Annotated in this window: 17 protein-coding genes and 3 pseudogenes; 10 read left to right on the top strand and 10 right to left on the bottom strand. The window is 41.8% G+C overall.

What is annotated here, in order from left to right:
* Positions 1-49 precede the first annotated feature (49 nt).
* Positions 50-274 (top strand): annotated as a pseudogene (locus V7K60_RS34300) (arsenate reductase/protein-tyrosine-phosphatase family protein); the annotation flags it as partial.
* A gap of 70 nt (positions 275-344) precedes the next feature.
* Here the strand turns inward: V7K60_RS34300 and V7K60_RS34295 are convergent.
* Complete coding sequence (locus V7K60_RS34295; protein WP_334932610.1) at positions 345-1,028, bottom strand: response regulator transcription factor; 684 nt, start codon at positions 1,026-1,028, stop codon at positions 345-347.
* A gap of 655 nt (positions 1,029-1,683) precedes the next feature.
* On the opposite strand from V7K60_RS34295, the gene smpB reads away from it, so the two are divergent.
* Positions 1,684-2,151 carry an SsrA-binding protein SmpB gene (gene smpB, locus V7K60_RS34290; protein ID WP_094349892.1) on the top strand — a complete coding sequence of 156 codons (468 nt, stop codon included), beginning with the start codon at positions 1,684-1,686 and terminating at the stop codon, positions 2,149-2,151.
* Between the two features lie 181 nt (positions 2,152-2,332).
* Positions 2,333-2,611, top strand: a complete 279-nt coding sequence (locus tag V7K60_RS34285; protein WP_104910055.1) for a WGxxGxxG family protein — start codon at positions 2,333-2,335, stop codon at positions 2,609-2,611.
* 62 nt (positions 2,612-2,673) lie between these two features.
* Here the strand turns inward: V7K60_RS34285 and V7K60_RS34280 are convergent, their stop codons facing one another.
* Positions 2,674-4,092: an IctB family putative bicarbonate transporter gene (locus V7K60_RS34280; protein ID WP_334932608.1), complete on the bottom strand. Its 1,419-nt coding sequence runs from the start codon at positions 4,090-4,092 to the stop codon at positions 2,674-2,676.
* Between the two features lie 339 nt (positions 4,093-4,431).
* A complete protein-coding gene (locus V7K60_RS34275; protein ID WP_334932736.1) occupies positions 4,432-5,985 on the bottom strand; it encodes a GAF domain-containing sensor histidine kinase in 1,554 nt (517 codons plus the stop codon).
* Between the two features lie 740 nt (positions 5,986-6,725).
* Here V7K60_RS34275 and V7K60_RS34270 point away from each other — a divergent pair.
* From V7K60_RS34270 to V7K60_RS34250, 5 genes are all read left to right on the top strand, one after another.
* Positions 6,726-7,919, top strand: a complete 1,194-nt coding sequence (locus V7K60_RS34270; RefSeq protein ID WP_334932606.1) for a DegT/DnrJ/EryC1/StrS family aminotransferase — start codon at positions 6,726-6,728, stop codon at positions 7,917-7,919.
* A 121-nt stretch (positions 7,920-8,040) separates the two neighbouring features.
* Entirely contained in the window at positions 8,041-8,934 is an 894-nt protein-coding gene (crtB, locus tag V7K60_RS34265; RefSeq protein ID WP_334932604.1) for a cyanoexosortase B, read from the top strand.
* A 219-nt stretch (positions 8,935-9,153) separates the two neighbouring features.
* Positions 9,154-9,876, top strand: a complete 723-nt coding sequence (locus V7K60_RS34260) for a cyanoexosortase B system-associated protein (protein ID WP_334932602.1) — start codon at positions 9,154-9,156, stop codon at positions 9,874-9,876.
* Between the two features lie 234 nt (positions 9,877-10,110).
* Positions 10,111-11,469, top strand: coding sequence for a polysaccharide biosynthesis/export family protein (locus V7K60_RS34255; protein WP_334932600.1), 1,359 nt, complete (start codon positions 10,111-10,113; stop codon positions 11,467-11,469).
* Between the two features lie 221 nt (positions 11,470-11,690).
* The gene (locus V7K60_RS34250) at positions 11,691-13,865 is read left to right on the top strand and encodes a GumC family protein (RefSeq protein ID WP_334932598.1); all 2,175 of its coding nucleotides are present in this window, start codon (positions 11,691-11,693) and stop codon (positions 13,863-13,865) included.
* Between the two features lie 151 nt (positions 13,866-14,016).
* Here V7K60_RS34250 and V7K60_RS34245 read toward each other — a convergent pair whose 3' ends face one another.
* Together V7K60_RS34245 and V7K60_RS34240 are read right to left on the bottom strand one after the other, a co-directional pair.
* The gene (locus V7K60_RS34245; protein ID WP_334932596.1) at positions 14,017-14,688 is read right to left on the bottom strand and encodes a rhomboid family intramembrane serine protease; all 672 of its coding nucleotides are present in this window, start codon (positions 14,686-14,688) and stop codon (positions 14,017-14,019) included.
* Between the two features lie 125 nt (positions 14,689-14,813).
* Positions 14,814-15,533: a rhomboid family intramembrane serine protease gene (locus V7K60_RS34240; protein ID WP_334932594.1), complete on the bottom strand. Its 720-nt coding sequence runs from the start codon at positions 15,531-15,533 to the stop codon at positions 14,814-14,816.
* A 223-nt stretch (positions 15,534-15,756) separates the two neighbouring features.
* Here V7K60_RS34240 and V7K60_RS34235 point away from each other — a divergent pair.
* A pseudogene (locus V7K60_RS34235) lies at positions 15,757-16,389 on the top strand (tetratricopeptide repeat protein).
* 8 nt (positions 16,390-16,397) lie between these two features.
* Here the strand turns inward: V7K60_RS34235 and V7K60_RS34230 are convergent.
* The 3 genes and pseudogenes from V7K60_RS34230 to V7K60_RS34220 form a co-directional block, all read right to left on the bottom strand.
* Entirely contained in the window at positions 16,398-16,616 is a 219-nt protein-coding gene (locus V7K60_RS34230) for a type II toxin-antitoxin system HicB family antitoxin (protein WP_334932592.1), read from the bottom strand.
* A 124-nt stretch (positions 16,617-16,740) separates the two neighbouring features.
* Positions 16,741-17,359: pseudogene (locus tag V7K60_RS34225) on the bottom strand (Uma2 family endonuclease).
* Between the two features lie 301 nt (positions 17,360-17,660).
* The gene (locus tag V7K60_RS34220) at positions 17,661-17,789 is read right to left on the bottom strand and encodes a hypothetical protein (protein WP_334932590.1); all 129 of its coding nucleotides are present in this window, start codon (positions 17,787-17,789) and stop codon (positions 17,661-17,663) included.
* 66 nt (positions 17,790-17,855) lie between these two features.
* Between V7K60_RS34220 and V7K60_RS34215 the strand changes: the two genes are divergently transcribed.
* Entirely contained in the window at positions 17,856-18,560 is a 705-nt protein-coding gene (locus V7K60_RS34215) for a calcium-binding protein (protein ID WP_334932588.1), read from the top strand.
* Between the two features lie 171 nt (positions 18,561-18,731).
* Here the strand turns inward: V7K60_RS34215 and V7K60_RS34210 are convergent, their stop codons facing one another.
* Together V7K60_RS34210 and V7K60_RS34205 are read right to left on the bottom strand one after the other, a co-directional pair.
* Complete coding sequence (locus V7K60_RS34210; protein ID WP_334932587.1) at positions 18,732-18,953, bottom strand: type II toxin-antitoxin system HicA family toxin; 222 nt, start codon at positions 18,951-18,953, stop codon at positions 18,732-18,734.
* The gene (locus V7K60_RS34205) at positions 18,950-19,156 is read right to left on the bottom strand and encodes a type II toxin-antitoxin system HicB family antitoxin (protein ID WP_118164153.1); all 207 of its coding nucleotides are present in this window, start codon (positions 19,154-19,156) and stop codon (positions 18,950-18,952) included. Before V7K60_RS34205 ends, V7K60_RS34210 begins: the two co-directional genes overlap by 4 nt.
* Positions 19,157-19,350: the final 194 nt, after the last annotated feature.

Here is a 19,350-nt window from a genome sequence, read left to right as displayed (position 1 = left end):
AGATTTAACCGAGAGGTGCGGGGAATAATATCCCCCATCGACTCAACCGATTTTAGCTATGGATCGAGAAAATTATGAGAACATCCTCACTCTTGATCAAACTAAGCAATATCAGTATAAAGTGCGTTTGATGTGCGAGTTTTGCTCTCGACACACTCTAAAGGAAGTTCCAGATCCCTATTACGGTGGTCAAGAGGGATTTAATCAGGTTATTGATTTACTGATCGATGCTTGTGAAGGTCTGCTCACAAAAGTGAAAAGTGAAGAGTTATGAGTTAGGAGTTAGGAGTTTTAATTCCTCACTCCTGTACAGACGCGATTAATCGCGTCTCTCCTCCTAACTTTTATTCCACTAAGCCATGCTTCATCGCAAAACGGACTAATTCCGCGCGGTTGCTGGTTGAGGTTTTTCTCAATAAACTGCTAACGTACTTTTCCACGGTTCGAGGACTCAGGTGGAGCTGATGACCCATTTCGGCATTAGAAAGACCATGAGTCAATAACTCTAAGACTTCCTGTTCTCTATGAGTTAGGGTTGAGTGCAGATGGGATTTCTGAATTTGAGTGGACAGAGAGTTATGGGCATCCTCCGCTTTTGTCAAGCCGGAAATGCCCAAACTGTCTTTATGAGAAAAACGATATTCTGATTGGATAATTTGCGATCGCTCCAAAAGATTGCGGATTGCTGCTACTAACTCTTCCAGTTCAAAAGGCTTGGGTAAGTATAAATCGCATCCTGATTGGTAGCCCAAAATTCTTTCTTGGGTCTTAATGCGTGCCGTTAATAAAATTACAGGCAATAAACGAAACACTGGTTGTTGGCGCACTCGGCGCACCAGTTCATAGCCATTCATCCGTGGCATAACAATATCCGTGACAATCAAATCAGGATGAGACTCATCCACCATAAACAAAGCCTCTTGACCGTCATTAGCCGTGATCACTGAGTAGCCAGACAGTTCAAGATAGTCGCTAACAGACAGACGAGTGCCTAAATCATCATCCACTACAAGGATTGTCAAGGGCATGGATAATACATCCCTAGCATTTTTTTACTTAGAAATTTGCTTCTATGTACTCCGTTAGTGAACACAGACAATAATAGTGTTCTTATGTTTCATACTATGACAGGATTACCAGCTAATGACTGCTCTCAGGGTTTATTTATAAAGAAAATCTTAAATCATTAGGAAGGTTAACAAAGTGTAACTACCTTAGACTCCCTGTGCTTATCTGGGATAGAGAGCTTTGTAATTTGTAACAACTCATCATTATTAGCGTCATACCAATTCTTTGTCAGGACTTATGCAAAAAGGGAGTGAAAATCTTGATTTTCTGTAGGGGGAATTTATGTAAACGCAAAGAAGCAAGTTACGCCGAGTCTTTCGTAGAGAAGCGGCTTCTTAGAGGGTATTGCCTTTACTTGATGTATAAGTCCTATTTGTGAAACTGTACAAAATCAGGCTTGGTGAGACAAGTTGCTCAAGCAACTTGTTCTATGAAACCTCAGAGGTAATCGGTATCAGCTAACTTAAAATTGCCAGAAAACCTTAATTGTGAACTTAGAAAAGCTAAATTAGTGATATACAGTTCACCATTTATAGCGGTTCTAAGATACACCCTATAATTCACAAGCCAATCCAAATAATTTTTTAGGTACATTTAAAGCACACAAAATTATCAATGAGCGACAAGAACGAAGGTTACAAAGTTATTTGCGACAACCGTCAAGCCCGTTATTTGTATGAAATTCTAGAAACTTACGAAGCTGGAATTGAGTTGACAGGAACAGAGGTGAAGTCAATTCGTGCGGGTAAAGTCAATCTCCAAGATGGCTATGCTTTGCTTCGCAATGGCGAAGCATGGTTGATTAATGTGCATATCTCGCCTTACAACGCTAGTGGACAATATTTTAATCATGAACCACGGCGTACACGCAAGCTTCTATTGCATCGTCAAGAACTCCGTAAGCTAATTGGCAAAGTAGAACAACAGGGATTAACTTTAATCCCTTTGAAAATGTATCTCAAACGAGGCTGGCTAAAAGTGAGTATAGCCCTTGGTAAAGGTAAAAAGCTTCACGATAAACGAGAAGACCTGAAACGACGCCAAGACCAGCGTGATATTCAACGGGCAATGAAAAGCTATTAAGGATCGGTGTTTCTAAACTACTACAGCAAGAGTGAGAAACAGATTGCTGTGAAAATTATGTTGTATGTCTACAGCGTGAGTTCTGAAAATGCCTAGTTTATAGCTGCAGATTGATTTTGTTAAGGTTGAAACTCGATACAGTGGTGAGTAACTTCGGATGGCATCAGGAATTTTCAGATTTATGAAAAGTAATTTCATTACATTTGTTGGGGCTGGCGTTCTCAGTCTGAGTATGGGAATTTTACCCTTAACTCTATCTGCACAAGCTCAGACAACTAATGACTCCGGGGCCACTACTGCTCCAACAACGACCACTAATGAGCGCAACGATTTTAATTGGGGTTGGCTAGGATTGATTGGTTTATTCGGTCTAGCTGGGTTGGCTGGCAAAAAGCGCGATCCTCAACCGACTGCTTATCGCGACCCTAATGCCCCAAGTGGCACTACCTACAGAGATTAGACAATTCAAAATTTAAAAGTTGTCAGTTGTTCAGTAAGACAACAACTGACAAATTATTGATGTTAGTTTATTGCTGGTTCTGAGTTAGTTGAATTTGTCTGGTTTTGAGCTAAAGGTGTCCAGTAACTGGCAATTAAGGCAACGATCAGCCACCAGAGGGTATTGACTTCAGGACGATACCAGACAGTATCTACGGTGCCGTGAGCTAGCATACCCAACAAAATAGCGATCGCTCCTATTAACCAAAATCCCTCTACACTTCTGATTTGTCGCAACCGTCGCACTTGCAAAAGTGCCGTATTAAATGTGACAATTATTAGCCAGAGAAAGCAGGCTAAACCAACAAAGCCAGTTTCTACAGTCACTTCAAACAATATCGAATAGGCGCTCAAAGCAGTGTAACGAGGGCGTTGGTAGAGGGGATAAACTTTATTAAAAGAGTTGTGACCAGGCCCAATGCCGAAAATCGGGCGATCGCGAATCATTTCAAAAACAGCATCCCACACATTGCGGCGAAAATTATTACTGCTATCCTTACGGTCTGCAAAAATACTGAATACTCGCAGCCGCACTGGCTCTACAAATATCACTGCTAGCACCAATACGCCGATCAAACCTCCTAAAACAATCGGTATTGACCAAGTACGCCAAAAACGAGGCATTTCCACGCTTTTCCAATAAACTAGTAATGCCATCACAGCTAAAACTGCCACCACTAGTCCAATCCAACCACCACGACTAAAAGTCAGAATCAGGCAGGAACTATTGACAATTAGCATCGTTAATGCAAGAGCTTTCTTAGGCCAGCTTTGCCAAGCAAAAATTGCCACTAAGCTAAAAATTACTGCTGGTAAGAGGTATCCAGCCAATAAGTTGGGATTGCCTAAATAACTGTAGACTCTTGTAGTCTTAGACATAGGAGATTCTGGATCAACCCAAGTTGCCAGTGCTGTGGCTCCAAAAAACCATTGCCGTAACCCGTATACACTAACAATTAACGATACGTGCAGATAAAGGATGATAATCCAAGAACGCAGACGAGGCGACCTTAATACCCTGGCACAAAGGGTAAATAATAGCAAATACAAGGTCAACGTTCCCAAGTCGTTAAGTGCCGCCTTTTTCACTGGTGATAATGCTGTTGCGACTGCGGCAACTCCCCAGTAGAGCAATACCAGCAAGTGAATCGGAGTGACTGACGAGACATTTGTTGATGTTACTTCATCAGATAAAGTCAACAACAGCCAAAATCCCACACAAGCCACTAGCAAAAAACCCACCAATGTACTTGAAGCAAAAGGTGCTAGAGCATATATTGAGCTGAGTAAAGCCGCTGCGATCGCATCTCCCCACTGGAGTAAGACGCTAGTTTGCCGCCAAGAACTTAGCAACCCCACCAGAGAACGGTGTACATAACTGGTAGCAAGATATTCTTTGAGCGGTAAAGATGATAGAGTAAATCGTTGCCAGACTAAATTCATAAAAAACATTGCGATCAATTAGCCTGCCGACGCAGAACTTGGAATTGATCATAATGCCTATAGCTATAAAAAGGTAATAACAGAAATTGCACATCGTGTGATGGCGCTCTTATTCCTAGCCATCAGCCAATAGGAAGTTAAGATAGTTTTTCATATACTTAGTAAAGCTTGACGTAAAATGGTGGCGAATTGAGGGTTGAAATTTAAAGGCATAGGTAAGCGCAGAAGCACACAGAGAATTTGCTACGAACTAATGAAATCTAGATAGAAAATACGTCTTTCCCAATCTCCATTACCCCTTATCCCCAGAGGGGACCCCATCTTCCCCAATCTCCACGATTAGACATCACTAATTGCTTGTGAGGAAGTCACTAGTTGCAATGGTAAAGAAAGCACATAACGATATCCTGATTCTGGTGAACCTTGAATCAAAATATGTCCACCATGCAATTCTGCCAGTTGACAACTTAGTAATAGACCTAAGCTTTCACGAGAAAGACTTCCATGTGATTTAGCTAAATTTATACCTGAACTAGTAGCAAAGAAATTTAAGTGGGAATTACTCAAGTTTTTGGAATTTTCTACCGCTACTGATGAAGTATCTAGTTGTTCTTGTCTTTCTGTATTAATATTGTAAGTTGATAGCTCACCTGTAAGCTCCAGCAGTGACAAAGAATTGAGACGGAAGTAAGGATCAACCTCTGTTATGCCATCCCCTAACCAGGGATGGGAAACCCAAATAGTAATGTTGAGCGTATCTTCTTTGTAAGAAACATGAATACGAACAATGCTACCTGTAGCCGAAAGTTGAATCACACTGAAAACCAGATGATAAAGCATTTGTCGCACCTTGTCTTTATCTAAAGGCCAAATGCGACTGCGTCCCGGTTCTATAGACAGGCGAATATCTTGTTCGCGGCGATTAGCTACTTCTTCTAGGCTATTGATAGCTTGTTGGCATAGCATTTCGATATCCACGGGAGCTAGATTTAGCACAGTTGAGTTTTCATCCATAGCTCCTAGTTCGGTAATTTCGTTTACTAGGGAAAGTAAGTACCGACCACTGTGTTGGATAATTTCCAAATATTCTCTCTGCTTAGTCGTCAAAGGCCCATAAATCTCACGTCCTAAAACACTAGCCATACCGAGTACAGATGTTAAGGGCGTGCGTAACTCCTGAGTTAGCTGACTCAAAAGTTCTAGCTTCAGTTGCTTAGTAGAAACAGAGTCGCTATCTTGAGTGGATGCAGTGATTTTAATCTCAGTGTTACGTTCCTCATTGAGTGAAAATATCGGAACGTTCTTGGAAGCGTTTGATTCGAGTTTCGCTTGCAGGAGTCGGTTACGTTCAAATTCACTCATGCTCCAACGAGCTATGATTTGTAAAAACTCAATGTCTTGGGGTGTAAAATTGCGCGGCACTAAATCCATCACCGCCAATGCACCCAAACAATGTCCCTCAGCATCAATCAGTGGCGCTCCTAAGTAAGCACGAATACCATAATCTTGCACTAACTTGCTGCTAACAAGTATTGGGTCGGTAAGTTTATGCGTATCATTTATTTTAGTGTATTGCAAACTCTCTACTACCTGAGTGCAAAATGATTCCCGGCGTAGTAGTTGGCGGCTTTGTGCCAAATGATTCATTAGTCCCAGCCTAGATAAGCCTACCGCCGACTTGAACCAATGGCGTTCTTGATCCACAAATCCCAATATGGAAATTGGTGCTTCCAAAAAGCGGGCGGCAGTCTGTGTGGCTTCTTCAAAAACCGGAATCGTTTCTGGTTGCCGCAAACCTAAATCTGACAAAGCTTTGAGGCGTTGCTGTTCTCTTGATTCATGAGAATCCCAACCATCCTTTAGGGCAAATAATTTGTTTTCAGGCTCTATCATTGCCACTGTTACCTTAATAATTTCTCGATTCTGTAATTGATCCAAGTCCTATTTCTAGGTTATCAATTGCTATTTTTAAGCATTCCCTAATTTTGCCTCTGACAAACAAATTTAGGGCAAAAATTTTTTCCCCCTTCCATTAAGCCGAGATGTGGTGTCTGCTAGTTACTAGTTACTGGTGCTGAATATTCTTTATTTAGCACTGGTGTGGTCTTTATTGGTTGAGATTTTGCAATCAGACTGCGTTAGATTTGGATTCAGCCAGGGTAAGCTAATGCTAAGGATACAATACAAAGGGGCTGTCATTCTTTATGTATATAAGGGAAAATTTTTACTGGAACATTCAAAGTAAATTTACTTAAAAAAATAGATGTTAGTGTAATTAAATATAGACATTTTACTGATAACAGCTAGCATCCAGAGATGATAATCCTAGTGCAGGATAACCTAAATAGACCAATCATATCCCTACGGATTAGCAAGCTACGAAATTATTGAAAAGTCTAGTTTCTAAACTTTTTGAATTTTGAGAGAAGTTGGAATGGCGGCTTCAGAAAAGTCTGATGGCAACTTCGGGCGCTCAAATTAAGAGGGCGTGATTTTGAATTTACCATAACCGACTAAATAGTTGGTCTAAGCCTTTATCCAATAGATTAAATCTATTACAATTTCATACCGAAAATTGTATAAGATTTTCTATTTTTTCCATGTGAGGAAACATTTTTTGAGGACGACTGGTAATGAATAAAATGACTATTAGAGTTCCTTTTGTAGACCTAAAGTTACAACATGAACCAATTCAAACGCAATTGCAAGATGCAATCCAATCTGTATTGGAACGGGGAGATTTTATTTTAGGGCAAGCACTTTCAGATTTTGAAGCAGCATTTGCGGCAGTATCTGGTACAGCTTATGGAGTTGGTGTGGCATCAGGAACAGATGCGATCGCTCTGGGATTACAAGCGTGTAATATTGGTGCTGGTGATGAAGTGATTTTACCCGCAAATACTTTTATCGCCACCTTAATTGGGGTGTTACGTGCTGGCGCCAAACCAATTTTGGTAGATTGCGATCGCCAAACTGCTTTAATTGATTTAAGAGAAGCAGCAAAGGCAATTACGCCTCAGACCAAAGCAATCATCCCTGTGCATCTCTATGGTCAGATGGTATCACCACGCGATTTAGTGAACTTTGCCGATACCTACAAACTACTAATTTTTGAAGATGCCGCCCAAGCACATCTCGCCCAAAGAGACGGATATTATGCTGGTTCAGTAGGAATAGCAGCAGCTTTTAGTTTCTATCCCAGCAAAAATTTGGGAGCATTTGGGGATGGGGGAATGTTGCTGACACGAGATTCAGATGTAGCGCAGAAGATGGTGCGCTTGCGAAATTATGGTGCATCGCAAAAGTATTTTCATACTGAACCAGGTACGAATAGCCGCTTGGATACTTTACAAGCAGCAATTTTGCACAAAAAACTCCCATATTTGCCCCAGTGGAATCGCGATCGCCTGACTATTGCCCAGCAGTATGATAATGAGCTAGCACCCTTGGCAACTGCTGGGATTATCCCTATAGAAAATCAAAGTGATACAGGACATGTTTATCATCTTTATGTGATTAAAGTTGATGATTCTTGCCCGATAGAACGTCAGCAACTCCAGGAAAAACTCACAGCGGCGGGAATTCAAACTGGTATTCACTACCCAATTCCTTGTCATCTCCAGCCAGCATTCACCAACTTAGGCTATCAACCGGGAAATTTTCCCCAAGCAGAAAAGTTGTCAAAGCAAATATTATCATTACCGATGTATCCTGGTTTGAGTAGTAGCCAAGTTAAAGAAGTTGTAGGAGCGATCGCCAATGCAGTCTCAACAAGTTATCAGGCAGATAACCTATCTCCTGCTGACCTTGGCAGCGTGGTAGCCTGAAGTTAATTCATACTTAATGTGCATCTAACAATTAGACATTTGTCCTTTGTCCTTTGCAAATGACCAATGACCAATGACCAATGACTAATGACCAATGACCAATGACTAAATACTGAAAATCATGGCACTCCAGCAACAGGTTAAAAATATAAACGCATCAGGCTTGTTAAATCTAGCTATTTTAAGCGTTTTGCTGCTGCTTTATGCTCCGATATTGCTACACTGGTTGGATGGTTGGCTGCACAAAAATATCAGTACAGAACACGAATATTTCAGCCACGGGATTATTGGTCTACCATTTGCAGCTTATCTCGGCTGGATGAACCGGAAAAAATGGAGACGTTTGCCAGATACCATCAATTCTTTGGGCGCTGTTTTATTGCTATTAGGGGCAATTTTTTATCTTAGCGGTGTTACAGAGTGGGTTAACCTTTCCTTGCCCGTGATATTAGTCGGCTTATGCTTGTGGTTTAAGGGAATAGCAGGTTTGCGATTACAAGGATTCCCCCTACTACTAGTATTTTTAGCAACCCCAACAGCATTACCCTATCTCATTGCTCCCTATACCATGCCTCTCCAAAGCTTCATCGCTGGCACAGCAGGCTTCATACTGAATCAATTTGGTATGGAAGTAACCGTAGATGAGATCAATCTTTACGTGGGAGGGCGGATTGTAGAAGTTGCTCCCTATTGTGCAGGGTTGAAAATGTTATTTACGACTCTCTACGTGGGCTTGATGCTGCTTTATTGGACAGATGCTTTGTCTTCACGGCGGACAACTATATCGTTTTTATCTCTTGCTGCGATCGTTAGTATTAGTGCCAATATCATTCGTAATACTTTACTGACTTTCTTTCATGGCACGGGTCAAGAAGCGGCTTTTAAATGGCTGCATGAGGGTTGGGGTGGCGATCTCTACTCTGCTTGTATGCTGGTGTCACTAGTGCCCTTACTGAATTGGATTAATACCTATTTTTCAGCATCTTTAGAAACTGAGCAAGAAGCAGAAAGTTAGAACCATTGGGCATTGGGCATTGGGAAAGAGGAGGCAGAAGTTCTTTAATTTTGAATTTTGAATTGATTTCTCCCTCATCTCCCTAAAAGAGACGCGATTAATTGCGTCTCTTCCAACTCCCTTAATTTTTCATCACTTATACGTAAGTCATAAATATTACTGAACTCATAATGTGATTTTATAAAGTAAAATTTTGCCTAAGTATTGCAAATTTTACTGATGATTTCCTTATCTAAATTTTTCAAGGTAAACCAATTGACTCAGGTAGCAGCACTTTTGTTATTGCTACTGCTGCTAGCAATGGCAGGGGTTCCCGGATATCTGACAGGACACTGGCAATGGAAACAGCCGCCTCCTGTTCCTACCCTCCACGAATTAAAACAGATCCGCAAAACTGGGTTAACCCTTCCTGGTTGGCAAACCATTGAACAAGCAGAACAGCAAATTGGCGAACATAATTGGTCTTTGCAGGTAATTAAAAAAGAAGGTTCCGAATCCCAAGCAATCCTGCTTTTGTTGCCACAAAATGGGCCTATGGATCAACCAGAGGTAGAGTGGACAGACGTTAACGGCTGGGGAAGGTCACGCTGGGGAAAGTGGGATGTAGCTCAATCTCGTTCTGCCAAATTTACTGTGAAACCATCTGCAAAGTTGGCTTCTAATGTCGAAACTAAAGTAGAAGCTAGGTTTTTTCGCGCCTCCACACCACAGCAAACCTTCGCTGTTTTGCAATGGTATGCTATGCCAGACGGCGGCAATCCATCACCTTTTCACTGGTTCTTAGCAGATCAACTGGCACAGTGGCGCAAGCAACGCACTCCTTGGGTTGGCGTGAGCATTTTGATTCCAATGGAACCTTTGGGGCAAGTAGAAACATCTTGGTCTTTAGCTCAGTCTATTGGGGAAACAGTGCAAGCTGCATTAATGGTAGGCCCTTTGTAGAGTCTGTTCATAAATACACTTGTGCAGAGATTCATCAAGAGTATCTCTATAAATTATGTTCAAGCTGAAACTCACCTAAAATGATGTTAACAACATGAAGTTAGAAATTAAATTTAGCAAAATTATTCTCTTTCTCTTGGTAAATACTTGTAGATAAAAGAGACATTGAAGGTATTTTTAGAGTAAAATAACCACTCGGCGCGACTAATTTCTATCTCAATATTTTCTGCACCGATGTTCATAGATCCCAGTTATTATATGCGTGGATTCAGCGCCTTGTGTTTTGTCAGTCTTCAAGTAGGAGTTTTCTTAACAACACCTATCCAACTTGTTGTCGCCCAGCCTTTTCCATCTCAAGGACAATCACCAGGGCTATTCCCCTCGCCTCTGCCAGGTACTGAAGTTGTACCTCCAGGTACAAATGAAGAAATTTCTCCGCAACTCAGTCGCTACCTCTTGGGGCCAGGAGATGCAATTGGTGTTGTGCTTCAGCGTCCTCCCGGCCCATACCGCTTAGGCATAGGAGATGGAATTAGCGTTTCGGTTCAGCGCTTTCCAGATTTGAGCTTTCAAGCTTTAATCAACCCAGAAGGTAATATTGCGGTGCCGTTATTAGGAACAGTTTCTTTACAAGGTTTAACTTTGGAAGAAGCTCAAGAAAAAATTCGCTTGGGTTTAAATCGTTATGTAGTTGATCCTGTAATAGTTTTAGCCTTAGCAACGCAGCGTCAAGACCTCAGTTTTCAAGCTGTAATTAGTCCAGAAGGCAACATTATCGTGCCGCAAGTGGGAACGGTGTCATTAAAAGGTTTAACCTTGGAAGAAGCTCAAGAAAAAATTCGCCTGGGCTTGAGTCGCTTTTTCCCAGATCCAATTGTGGTAGTATCCTTGGCAGGAACGCGACCGGTTCAAGTTACCATTAGTGGGGAAATATTTCGACCAGGAATTTATCCGATTAATTCATCAACACCCCGCGTTGCTGATGCTTTGCTAATATCTGGTGGTTCAACGTTGAATGCAGACCTGCGACAGGTGCAAGTACGCCGAAAGTTAATCGATGGTTCTGTGATTTCACAAACTATTGACTTATATGCAGCACTGCAAAATGGCGGTTCAATCCCGAATTTACGCTTACAAGACGGAGATGCGATACTCGTACCCCGTCGTGAAGTCGGCAATGAGGATGGTTATGACCGCAATTTAGTAGCACGTTCATCCTTGGCCACACCACAGATTAGAGTCCGAGTTTTAAACTACGCTGCGGGAGGTCTTTCCATTCAAGCACTGCCTAACGGCAGTACATTTGTAGATGCTTTGGGAGGAGTAAATCTAGATACTGCTAATCTGAGAGATATCGCTCTGGTTCGCTTTGATTCGGAACGAGGCAGAGCTATTACCCAAAAACTTGATGCTAAAAAAGCTCTAGGCGGTGATGCGTCTCAAAATGTGGCACTTCAAGATAATGATGTTATTGTTGTTGGTCGGAACCTCATTGGTAGAATTACTAATTTCCTGACCACCATTACCCAGCCTTTCTTCAATGTTCAATCCTTTCTCCGGTTTTTTGACAACGTTGGTGGTAGACGAAATTAGTAACATTAAAAGAAGGATGCAAGCTGAAAATAGTTTGGAGCATAGAAAGCCACATCTCTAACTTATCTTTGAATTCATTAAATGGAAAAATATTAAAGATATTAACCGATATATACAATAGGAAGTTGATAGCGTCCTTGTATCAAAGCCACTATTTTTAGTTTGGTGCTTCCTAAATTTTGAATTTTGTATTTTAAATTTTGAATTGGAGCGAAGCGACCATGACCCCACCAATTGTTAAACGCTATCTAATTGCTTTTGAAAAATATAAGTGGATTGGACTAGCTAGTTTTGCTTTAGTTATTGCAGGATCAACTGTGGTGGCTATGCAACCAGAGCCACCTACTAGCTATATAGCATCTGGGGCACTTAGTTATAGTGGCCCACCAGTTTCTTTCTCTACAACTGGTAATGAAATCCAACAGCAAGGAAAGGAACTGAATGAGGATGTTTTACTATCAAACCAGATAATTGCAGGCGTCGCAGAGAAAGTCGGTGTCAAACCGAAACAACTCGGCGCAAGTCTTGCCCTTACTCTACCGAAAAAAAATGTTAAAAGTGGAGAATTAGAATCTCCTTTCTTTGAACTGAAATATGTAGATACTGACGCCAAACGATCTATACAGGTCTTGACAGAATTGATGCAAGCCATGATCAAGGTGAGTAGTGACATCAATACTGGGCGATTACAAGCAATTATTCAAAAGATTAACGATCGCACCCCACAAACTAAACGGGAATTGCAAATTGCTGAAAAGAAGCTGGAACAGTACGATCGCATAGAGCGAACAGCAATATTAGCAGCAGAGAATGGCAGCTTGTTAAGCGCCATTACTGCCAGCCAAAATCTCCAACGGCAAATTCAATTAACTATTTCTGGGGTTGATGGTCAAGTTCGCAGTTTACAAAATAAGTTAGGCTTAACAGTCGGACAAGCTTATGTTTCTTCTGCTTTGAGTGCCGATCCAATTATTGGTAACTTACGAGCGCAAATTTATCAAAGTGAATCGCAAATCGCTGTACTCAGAAAAGATTTGCGGCCAGAACATCCAACGATGGTGCAGTTAATGCGTCAGAAACAAGCTGCTGAGGAATTACTACAACAACGTGCTGCTGAAGTTTTAGGTGGTGATGGAACGGCGGCTCCGCTTCAGGGTAGTGTTGCAGGTATTCGCACTCAAAGCAGCTTAGATCCAACACGCCAGCAATTGGCAAACCAAATGGTGACTTTACAAACCCAAAGGGAAACACTGCAACAACAACTAGCTCAAGAAATCCAACAAGAAGCGCGACTCCGGCGAGAGTACTCTCTGATACCCAATAAGCAATTAGAGCGATCGCGTTTAGAACAGGAGGTTGGACTCAAAAAAGCCATCTATGACCAAATGCAGGCGAAGCTGACCGATGCTAAAACCGCAGAGGCAGAAACGACTAGCAGCCTCAGCATTGCCAGACGCCCCGCAGTCATTCTCGATCCCAAATCTCCGAAGAGTGTGCCTATTACCCTTGCTGTGGGTGCTTTCTTAGGTGTATTGGTTGGTGGCGGGGTGATATTTTTGTTGGGAGCGCTGGAAGGCACTTTCAAAACCAGAGAGGATATCCGCGAGAGCCTCAAGCAACGAGAAGTGGCACTGTTGGGAGAATTGCCTTTAATGCCAGTTGATGATTTGGAGCCAGATGCTGTACCGGTAGTATTCTCCCAAGATTCTCCTTATTTAGAATTTTATGAGAAATTCCGTAGTAATATGCGCCGGATCGGTGGTAAAAATTTAAAGGTAGTATTGATTACTAGCACCAGTAGTCTAGAGGGTAAAACGGCAAGTGCTTATAATTTGGGTGTTGCTTCAGCCCGTGCTGGTAAAAGAACCTTGATTATCGAAACAGATTTGCGATCGCCTTCCCGTTGTGCATCCTTGAAAGTAATTCCTGACCCTGAAGCCACTATTGAACCCTTACGTTATTACGCTAATTTGAGTGAATGTATTCGTTTAGTTCCTGATGTGGCAAATTTATACATTCTTCCCAGTCCTGGACCAGTGCGGCAATCCGCTGCTATTCTTGAATCCAGCGAAATGCGGCGGCTGATAGAAGATGTCCGTGAACGGTTTGATTTAGTGATTTTAGATACTGGGTCGCTCAGTATATCCAATGATCCTTTATTAATTCAACCCTACAGTGATGGGATCGTATTAGTGGCGCGACCAAACTATACGCAAGAGAATATGCTAGCTGAAGCTATCGATCAATTGGTTGAATCTGAACTGGGGTTATTAGGAGCAATTATCAATGGTGCTGATATCATCGTTTCTGTACCTGAAGAAGTTACAAAATCATCAACATTTACATCTGAGGTAGAACAGTCAGAAGAAGTTTCAGCGAGTGCCAACAAAAACTAATAGTTTCAAATGTGGCAATTTTAATGCAGAGTATCCCATTCGCGTTAGCGTTAGCGTTCGCACAGCCTCTCGCAGAGAAGGTTAGTGCAGAGGATATGCAGAGGATTGAAAGGTAGCAATTTTTTGCTACAAGTTTCAGGAAATGCTGTATTTAGTCGCGCCGAAACAAGCCAAATAGGGGAGCGAGAATCAAGCCAAAAGCAAAACCACCGATGTGGGCCCAGTAGGCAACTCCACCAGTTTCCACGCTCATGTTAGCGGCTGTTTGCAGGGTAGCAAGACCAGAAATTACATTTTGCACAATGAAAAGTCCAATTATTACTAGTGCTGGCACTCTGATTGTGGTGATGAAAAACCCCAAAAATATTAAAGTCATGACTTGAGCGTGAGGAAAGCGAATAATGTATGCACCCAAAACCCCAGAAATTGCGCCACTTGCCCCCAAGGAAGGAATCTCAGAATTCGTACCAATAACCCATTGGCACAAGGCAGCTAAAGCACCACACGCCAAATAAAAAATCAGATATTTGGCATGACCTAATCGATCTTCAATATTGTTGCCAAAAACCCAGAGAAACACCATATTTGAGATTAAGTGCCACCAACCACCGTGTAAGAATTGCGACGTAAACAAGGTTATCCACTCTCCATTCAAATTGGTGGTTAACTCTTGAGGCACTACTGCATACTCACTTAAAAACTGACTCAATTGTGCATGTGACAGGCTCACCTCGTGAATAAAAACTAAAATATTCATGCCAATTAACCCGTAGGTGAAATACGGGGTGATTCGCGTCGGATTTTCATCGTAGAGGGGAAACACAGGTGTTTTTCCTAAATTATTGACTAACTGCAATATAGCTTGTAAGGTTAGCAGTTGCGAAGGTTAAACAATTTCACCTATTAAATCAATTAGCATAATTGAGGGTAACACGATATTATAAAAAATTACTTGTACCAAGATTCTTCCTGGGATTTATCGCTAAATAAACCCAACAGTGGACCGAGGATTGCCCCAAAGATAAACCCGCCTGCATGTGCCCAGTAGGCAATACCGCCATTTTCCATACCGATGTTAGTACGTGCTTCGAGGCCGGCAAGTCCATAGAAAGCTTGTTCGAGAAACCAGAATCCTAAAAAGAAATATGCGGGGACACGGAAAGTTGGGAAGAAAAATCCTAAAGGTACGACGCCAAGAACTTCAGCGTTGGGAAAGCGGAGAATGTATGCACCCATGATACCTGCGATCGCACCACTCGCACCCAAAGAAGGAATGCTAGAATCTTGAGCGAAGAACCACTGTGTTAAGGATGCCAAAACACCGCAAGATAAATAAAACAGCAAATATTTGGCATGACCTAACTTATCTTCAACATTATTGCCAAAAATCCAGAGAAACAACATATTGCCAGCTAAATGCAAGAAACCACCGTGCAAAAATTGGGAAGTAATCAAAGTTGCCCATTCTGGAACTGGTTGATGTACAGAGATACCAGCAAAGCTTAAGGTGAGTTCTCGTGGAACTACAGCTCCAAGGTGTAAAAATCCATTTAATGCTTGTGGGGGAAGATTTGCTTCATAAAGAAAAGCGAGGACATTGACAGCAATCAGCCCATAAGTTACATAAGGCGTAATTGTTGTTGGATTATTATCTCTAATGGGAACCACGAGCGTTTTTTCCTGATTTTAAGACAGCAATTTTACAATACTGAATTTTCTAAGTAGTTTCTTCTACCTCGTGGATGGATCTCAGTTTAATATTTGAGATTTATTGTAGGACTTACTTTGAAGCAGTAAGCATCATGCCATAATTTTCCAGTTAGAGAAGAAAGCAGCTTGACCACAGTGCTGATTTTGTTCGTCTAAGATTGCATATTAGATAGGCAAACTCATGTTTTTTTCAAATTCTCTGGAAAATCAACTCCAGCGCTGGAACGAAACCATTCGCAATCAGCCGAAAAATCCCAATGCTTACATTCGCCGAGGCATGGTTAACTTTCAACTGGGCAAGATTAACGAATCTATTCAAGATTTTGACATGGCAGAAGAATTGGATGCCCGTATCAAACCCTACCTCTGGCAACGGGGATTATCGTATTATTATGCAGAAAGATTTGCTGAAGGCGCTCAACAGTTTGAAATAGATTTGACAGTAAATGCTCAAGATGTAGAAGAAACAGTATGGAGATATCTCTGCATAGCTCGTTCGTTAGGTGTTGCAGAGGCGCGTAATTCTTTATTAACTGTAAAAAATGACCCTCGACGTGTTATGTAGCGCATATATGATTTGTATGCAGGAAAATGTACACCAGATGATATTTTAACTGTTGGTCAATCAGAAGGGATAAAGGGAAATTTTTACAGTCATCTTTACTTGGGATTATATTACGAAGCTCAAAATAATCCTGATTTAGCTCAGAAATATATAGTTAAAGCTGCTGATAATTACAAAATTGATGATTATATGTGGTATTTAGCGCAGGTACATAAAAATCTGCGAGGATGGTTTGGATTTGCTCAATAGTAAATAAATTAAGCGCTATAAAAAGAAAAAAGTAGAAAACTTTTAGTGCAAAGGTCTGGAACAGGCAAGCCATCCTCCCCCAACGCGGCGATGTAACCTGCGATCGCCTCTTTGATATTGGAAAGGGCTTCGTGTTTAGTCTTACCCTGGCTAAGGCAACCTTTTAGGCTGGGGCACTCTACAATCCAGTAGCCATCTTCATCTCGATACACAATTACCTGTCTCATATTCCACCTGATAACAAAAAATGTGTATAACTGTTCTTGATCTTATCAAGTAAGCCTCCTAAATCTGCCTTCCACTGTGCATTTTAATCTTCAACTGTATATTCCTCAGCGCGTCTATAAATCCTCATCGTTCATCTATTCCATTTTCTGTGACTTCGGTTTCAAACTGCACTTGGCGGTACAAATTGGCGTAGGCGTAGCCCGTCCTAGACATCGCTATTTCCACATTCACCGATTCCAGTCGCAATATATCGTCCAAATTATACTCCGACAGCACCCATTTCCCCTGTTCGTTGCGCCGAAACACTTCCACACCCGGTTGAGCTATTTATAACTAAGACATATTCTTGCAAGGTTGAAGATTGGCGATATTTGGCAAACTTTTTCCCCCTATCGGCTGCTTCTGTTGAAGGTGATAGCACTTCGATAATTAAGCAGGGAAATTGTATCAATTGTGGATCGCTATCGCGCTTATCGTAAGTCACCACCACATCTGGATAAAAATATTTTTGCCCCGGTTCTACCTGCACCTTCACATCTACAATGTATACTTCACAGGTGCGATCGGCTAGGGCATCATCTAAAAGCTTAAAGAAATTTGCAGAAATCCGATTATGGTTGCGTGTAGCACCACTCATCATCACAACTTCGCCATTCCAATACTCGTAACGTTCTTCTTGAGTGGGTTCCCAAACCAGATATTCTTCTGCACTCATCAAAGTATTGTCAGGTAAAGTAACCATCGGCGCGATCTCTTAATGATTTACTTTTTTAGGATAGCGAAAAAAGGGCGTTATCTTGATTGCTACCTTGACCAAGCACTAACGTGCTAGCATTTTATCCCGCAGATGATTAATGCGATCGCAATGAACAAATAGTTAACCACATTACGGGATGAAGATTCGCCTTGCACCTCGATAACTATCAATATCAAGTACAATTTCAATCATACTTTCAACACACTGACCTCGATATTCAGAGTCGTTTAGCAGTCGATCGGCATTGCCAATCGTAATTACGGGTAACGATGCTAAGGTATTTTCTTCACGTATAACTAACTTGTTCGAGCGAATCTTTCCCTTTCATGCTGCGATTAGCTGTAAGCAAAATCATCTGATTTTCCTGAGCTAATCGCCAAACAACCCTGTCATCACTGTTGATCGATAAATCCATTTCTGCAAATGTGATAAGCTGACTTTTACCCTGAACATCAATTAGAAAAGTTAGGAAAAAATAAAAATGGCAACTATCTACGGCACCACAGGTTCTGACACAAGAAATGGAACTTCGGGAAATGACATATTATATGGATGGGCTAAGGGTGGCAATGCTAATAGCCCGTCTGGTAATGACACCCTGAATGGCAGCTTTGGTGACGATATTTTAAATGGTGGTACTGGTAATGACAGCCTTTTGGGTGGCGCTGGCAATGATAGCCTGATTGGCAATGATGGCAACGACGTACTGACTGGCGGCACCCGTAATGACACCTTAGAAGGTGGGGCAGGTGCTGACAGCCTTTTGGGTGGCGCTGGCAATGATAGCCTGATTGGCAATGATGGCGATGACGTGTTACAAGGTAATGTCAGTGATGACATTCTAGTTGGAGGCTTGGGCAGGGACACACTTGCAGGCGGAGACGGTAATGACGCCCTAGTTGGAGGCTTGGGCAAGGACATACTTACAGGCGGAGACGGTGCCGATAGATTTTACTTTAATTCCCCAGATGAAGGAATTGATACCATCACTGACTTCAATAACGTAACTGATAATGATGAGATTTGGATTTCCGCTGAAGGTTTTGGAATAGATATAGACTCTCTCGATGCGGTTACGACCAACTACAGAACAGGCGCACTGTTCGTTGAAGACACTCAGATTGCGACAGTTTCCTCTATTTTCAGCACATTCTCGATTTTTAGTGGTACCATCAACATTTTCTAGAAACCGTGTGTTAAGTCAACCACAACCGAGAGATTGAACATATTGAGGCAAACTTCGTCGGATTGCCCCGACATACTGTGATGTACGCCTTCTATGAGCATAAGATTCACGTTAACGTCCTAGCATTTTATCCCGCAGATGCTTAATGCGATCGCTTCACCCAGTCCCGCCCTATAGCAATGCAATAAATTCCTCTACACTTAAATCAGCATCTCGAATTATTGCCCGTAACGTACCCTTAGCTAATTCCTGATGATCTGGGACAACAACTTGAGCAAACGGTTCATCTCGTCGTAGAATAATATGGCTACTTTCCCTACGCTTTTCGTAAAAACCCACCTTTTCGAGCGCTTTGACGCAATCTTTTCCAGAAATACTCGGTAGTTTGCTCACACGAGTACCAGAAACGTTTCAAAGTTATCTTCTGGAACAGGTAAACCATCCTCCTGCAACGCGGCGATGTAACCTGCGATTGCCTCTTTGATATTGGAAAGGGCTTCCTCTTTAGTCTTACCCTGGCTAATACAACCTTTTAAGCTTGGGCACTCTACAACCCAGCAGCCATCTTCATCTCGATACACAATTACCTGTCTCATATTCTACTCGATAATAAAAAATGTGTATAACTAACTGTTCTTGATCTTATCAAGTAAGCCTCCTAAATCTGCTTTCTACTGTTCATTTCAACCTCAAACTGTATATTTCTCTGGGCATCTACGCATCTTCATTGCCCATCTATTCAATTTTCGGTTGCTCGGTTTCAAACTGCACTATTTTTATTGCTACCCTA

Origin of the sequence: Nostoc sp. (assembly GCF_036917555.1) — a bacterium.
GTDB lineage: Bacteria > Cyanobacteriota > Cyanobacteriia > Cyanobacteriales > Nostocaceae > Nostoc.
Note: the sequence above shows the minus strand (reverse complement) of the source record. Positions and strands in the feature narration are given on the sequence as shown.

Coding starts and splice junctions, on each gene's coding strand:
- V7K60_RS34295 (WP_334932610.1), bottom strand. CDS start 1,028: ATGCCCTTGACAATCCTTGTAGTGGATGATGATTTAGGCACTCGTCTG.
- smpB (WP_094349892.1), top strand. CDS start 1,684: ATGAGCGACAAGAACGAAGGTTACAAAGTTATTTGCGACAACCGTCAA.
- V7K60_RS34285 (WP_104910055.1), top strand. CDS start 2,333: ATGAAAAGTAATTTCATTACATTTGTTGGGGCTGGCGTTCTCAGTCTG.
- V7K60_RS34280 (WP_334932608.1), bottom strand. CDS start 4,092: ATGAATTTAGTCTGGCAACGATTTACTCTATCATCTTTACCGCTCAAA.
- V7K60_RS34275 (WP_334932736.1), bottom strand. CDS start 5,985: ATGATAGAGCCTGAAAACAAATTATTTGCCCTAAAGGATGGTTGGGAT.
- V7K60_RS34270 (WP_334932606.1), top strand. CDS start 6,726: ATGAATAAAATGACTATTAGAGTTCCTTTTGTAGACCTAAAGTTACAA.
- crtB (WP_334932604.1), top strand. CDS start 8,041: ATGGCACTCCAGCAACAGGTTAAAAATATAAACGCATCAGGCTTGTTA.
- V7K60_RS34260 (WP_334932602.1), top strand. CDS start 9,154: ATGATTTCCTTATCTAAATTTTTCAAGGTAAACCAATTGACTCAGGTA.
- V7K60_RS34255 (WP_334932600.1), top strand. CDS start 10,111: ATGTTCATAGATCCCAGTTATTATATGCGTGGATTCAGCGCCTTGTGT.
- V7K60_RS34250 (WP_334932598.1), top strand. CDS start 11,691: ATGACCCCACCAATTGTTAAACGCTATCTAATTGCTTTTGAAAAATAT.
- V7K60_RS34230 (WP_334932592.1), bottom strand. CDS start 16,616: ATGAGACAGGTAATTGTGTATCGAGATGAAGATGGCTACTGGATTGTA.
- V7K60_RS34220 (WP_334932590.1), bottom strand. CDS start 17,789: ATGGATTTATCGATCAACAGTGATGACAGGGTTGTTTGGCGATTAGCT.
- V7K60_RS34215 (WP_334932588.1), top strand. CDS start 17,856: ATGGCAACTATCTACGGCACCACAGGTTCTGACACAAGAAATGGAACT.
- V7K60_RS34205 (WP_118164153.1), bottom strand. CDS start 19,156: ATGAGACAGGTAATTGTGTATCGAGATGAAGATGGCTGCTGGGTTGTA.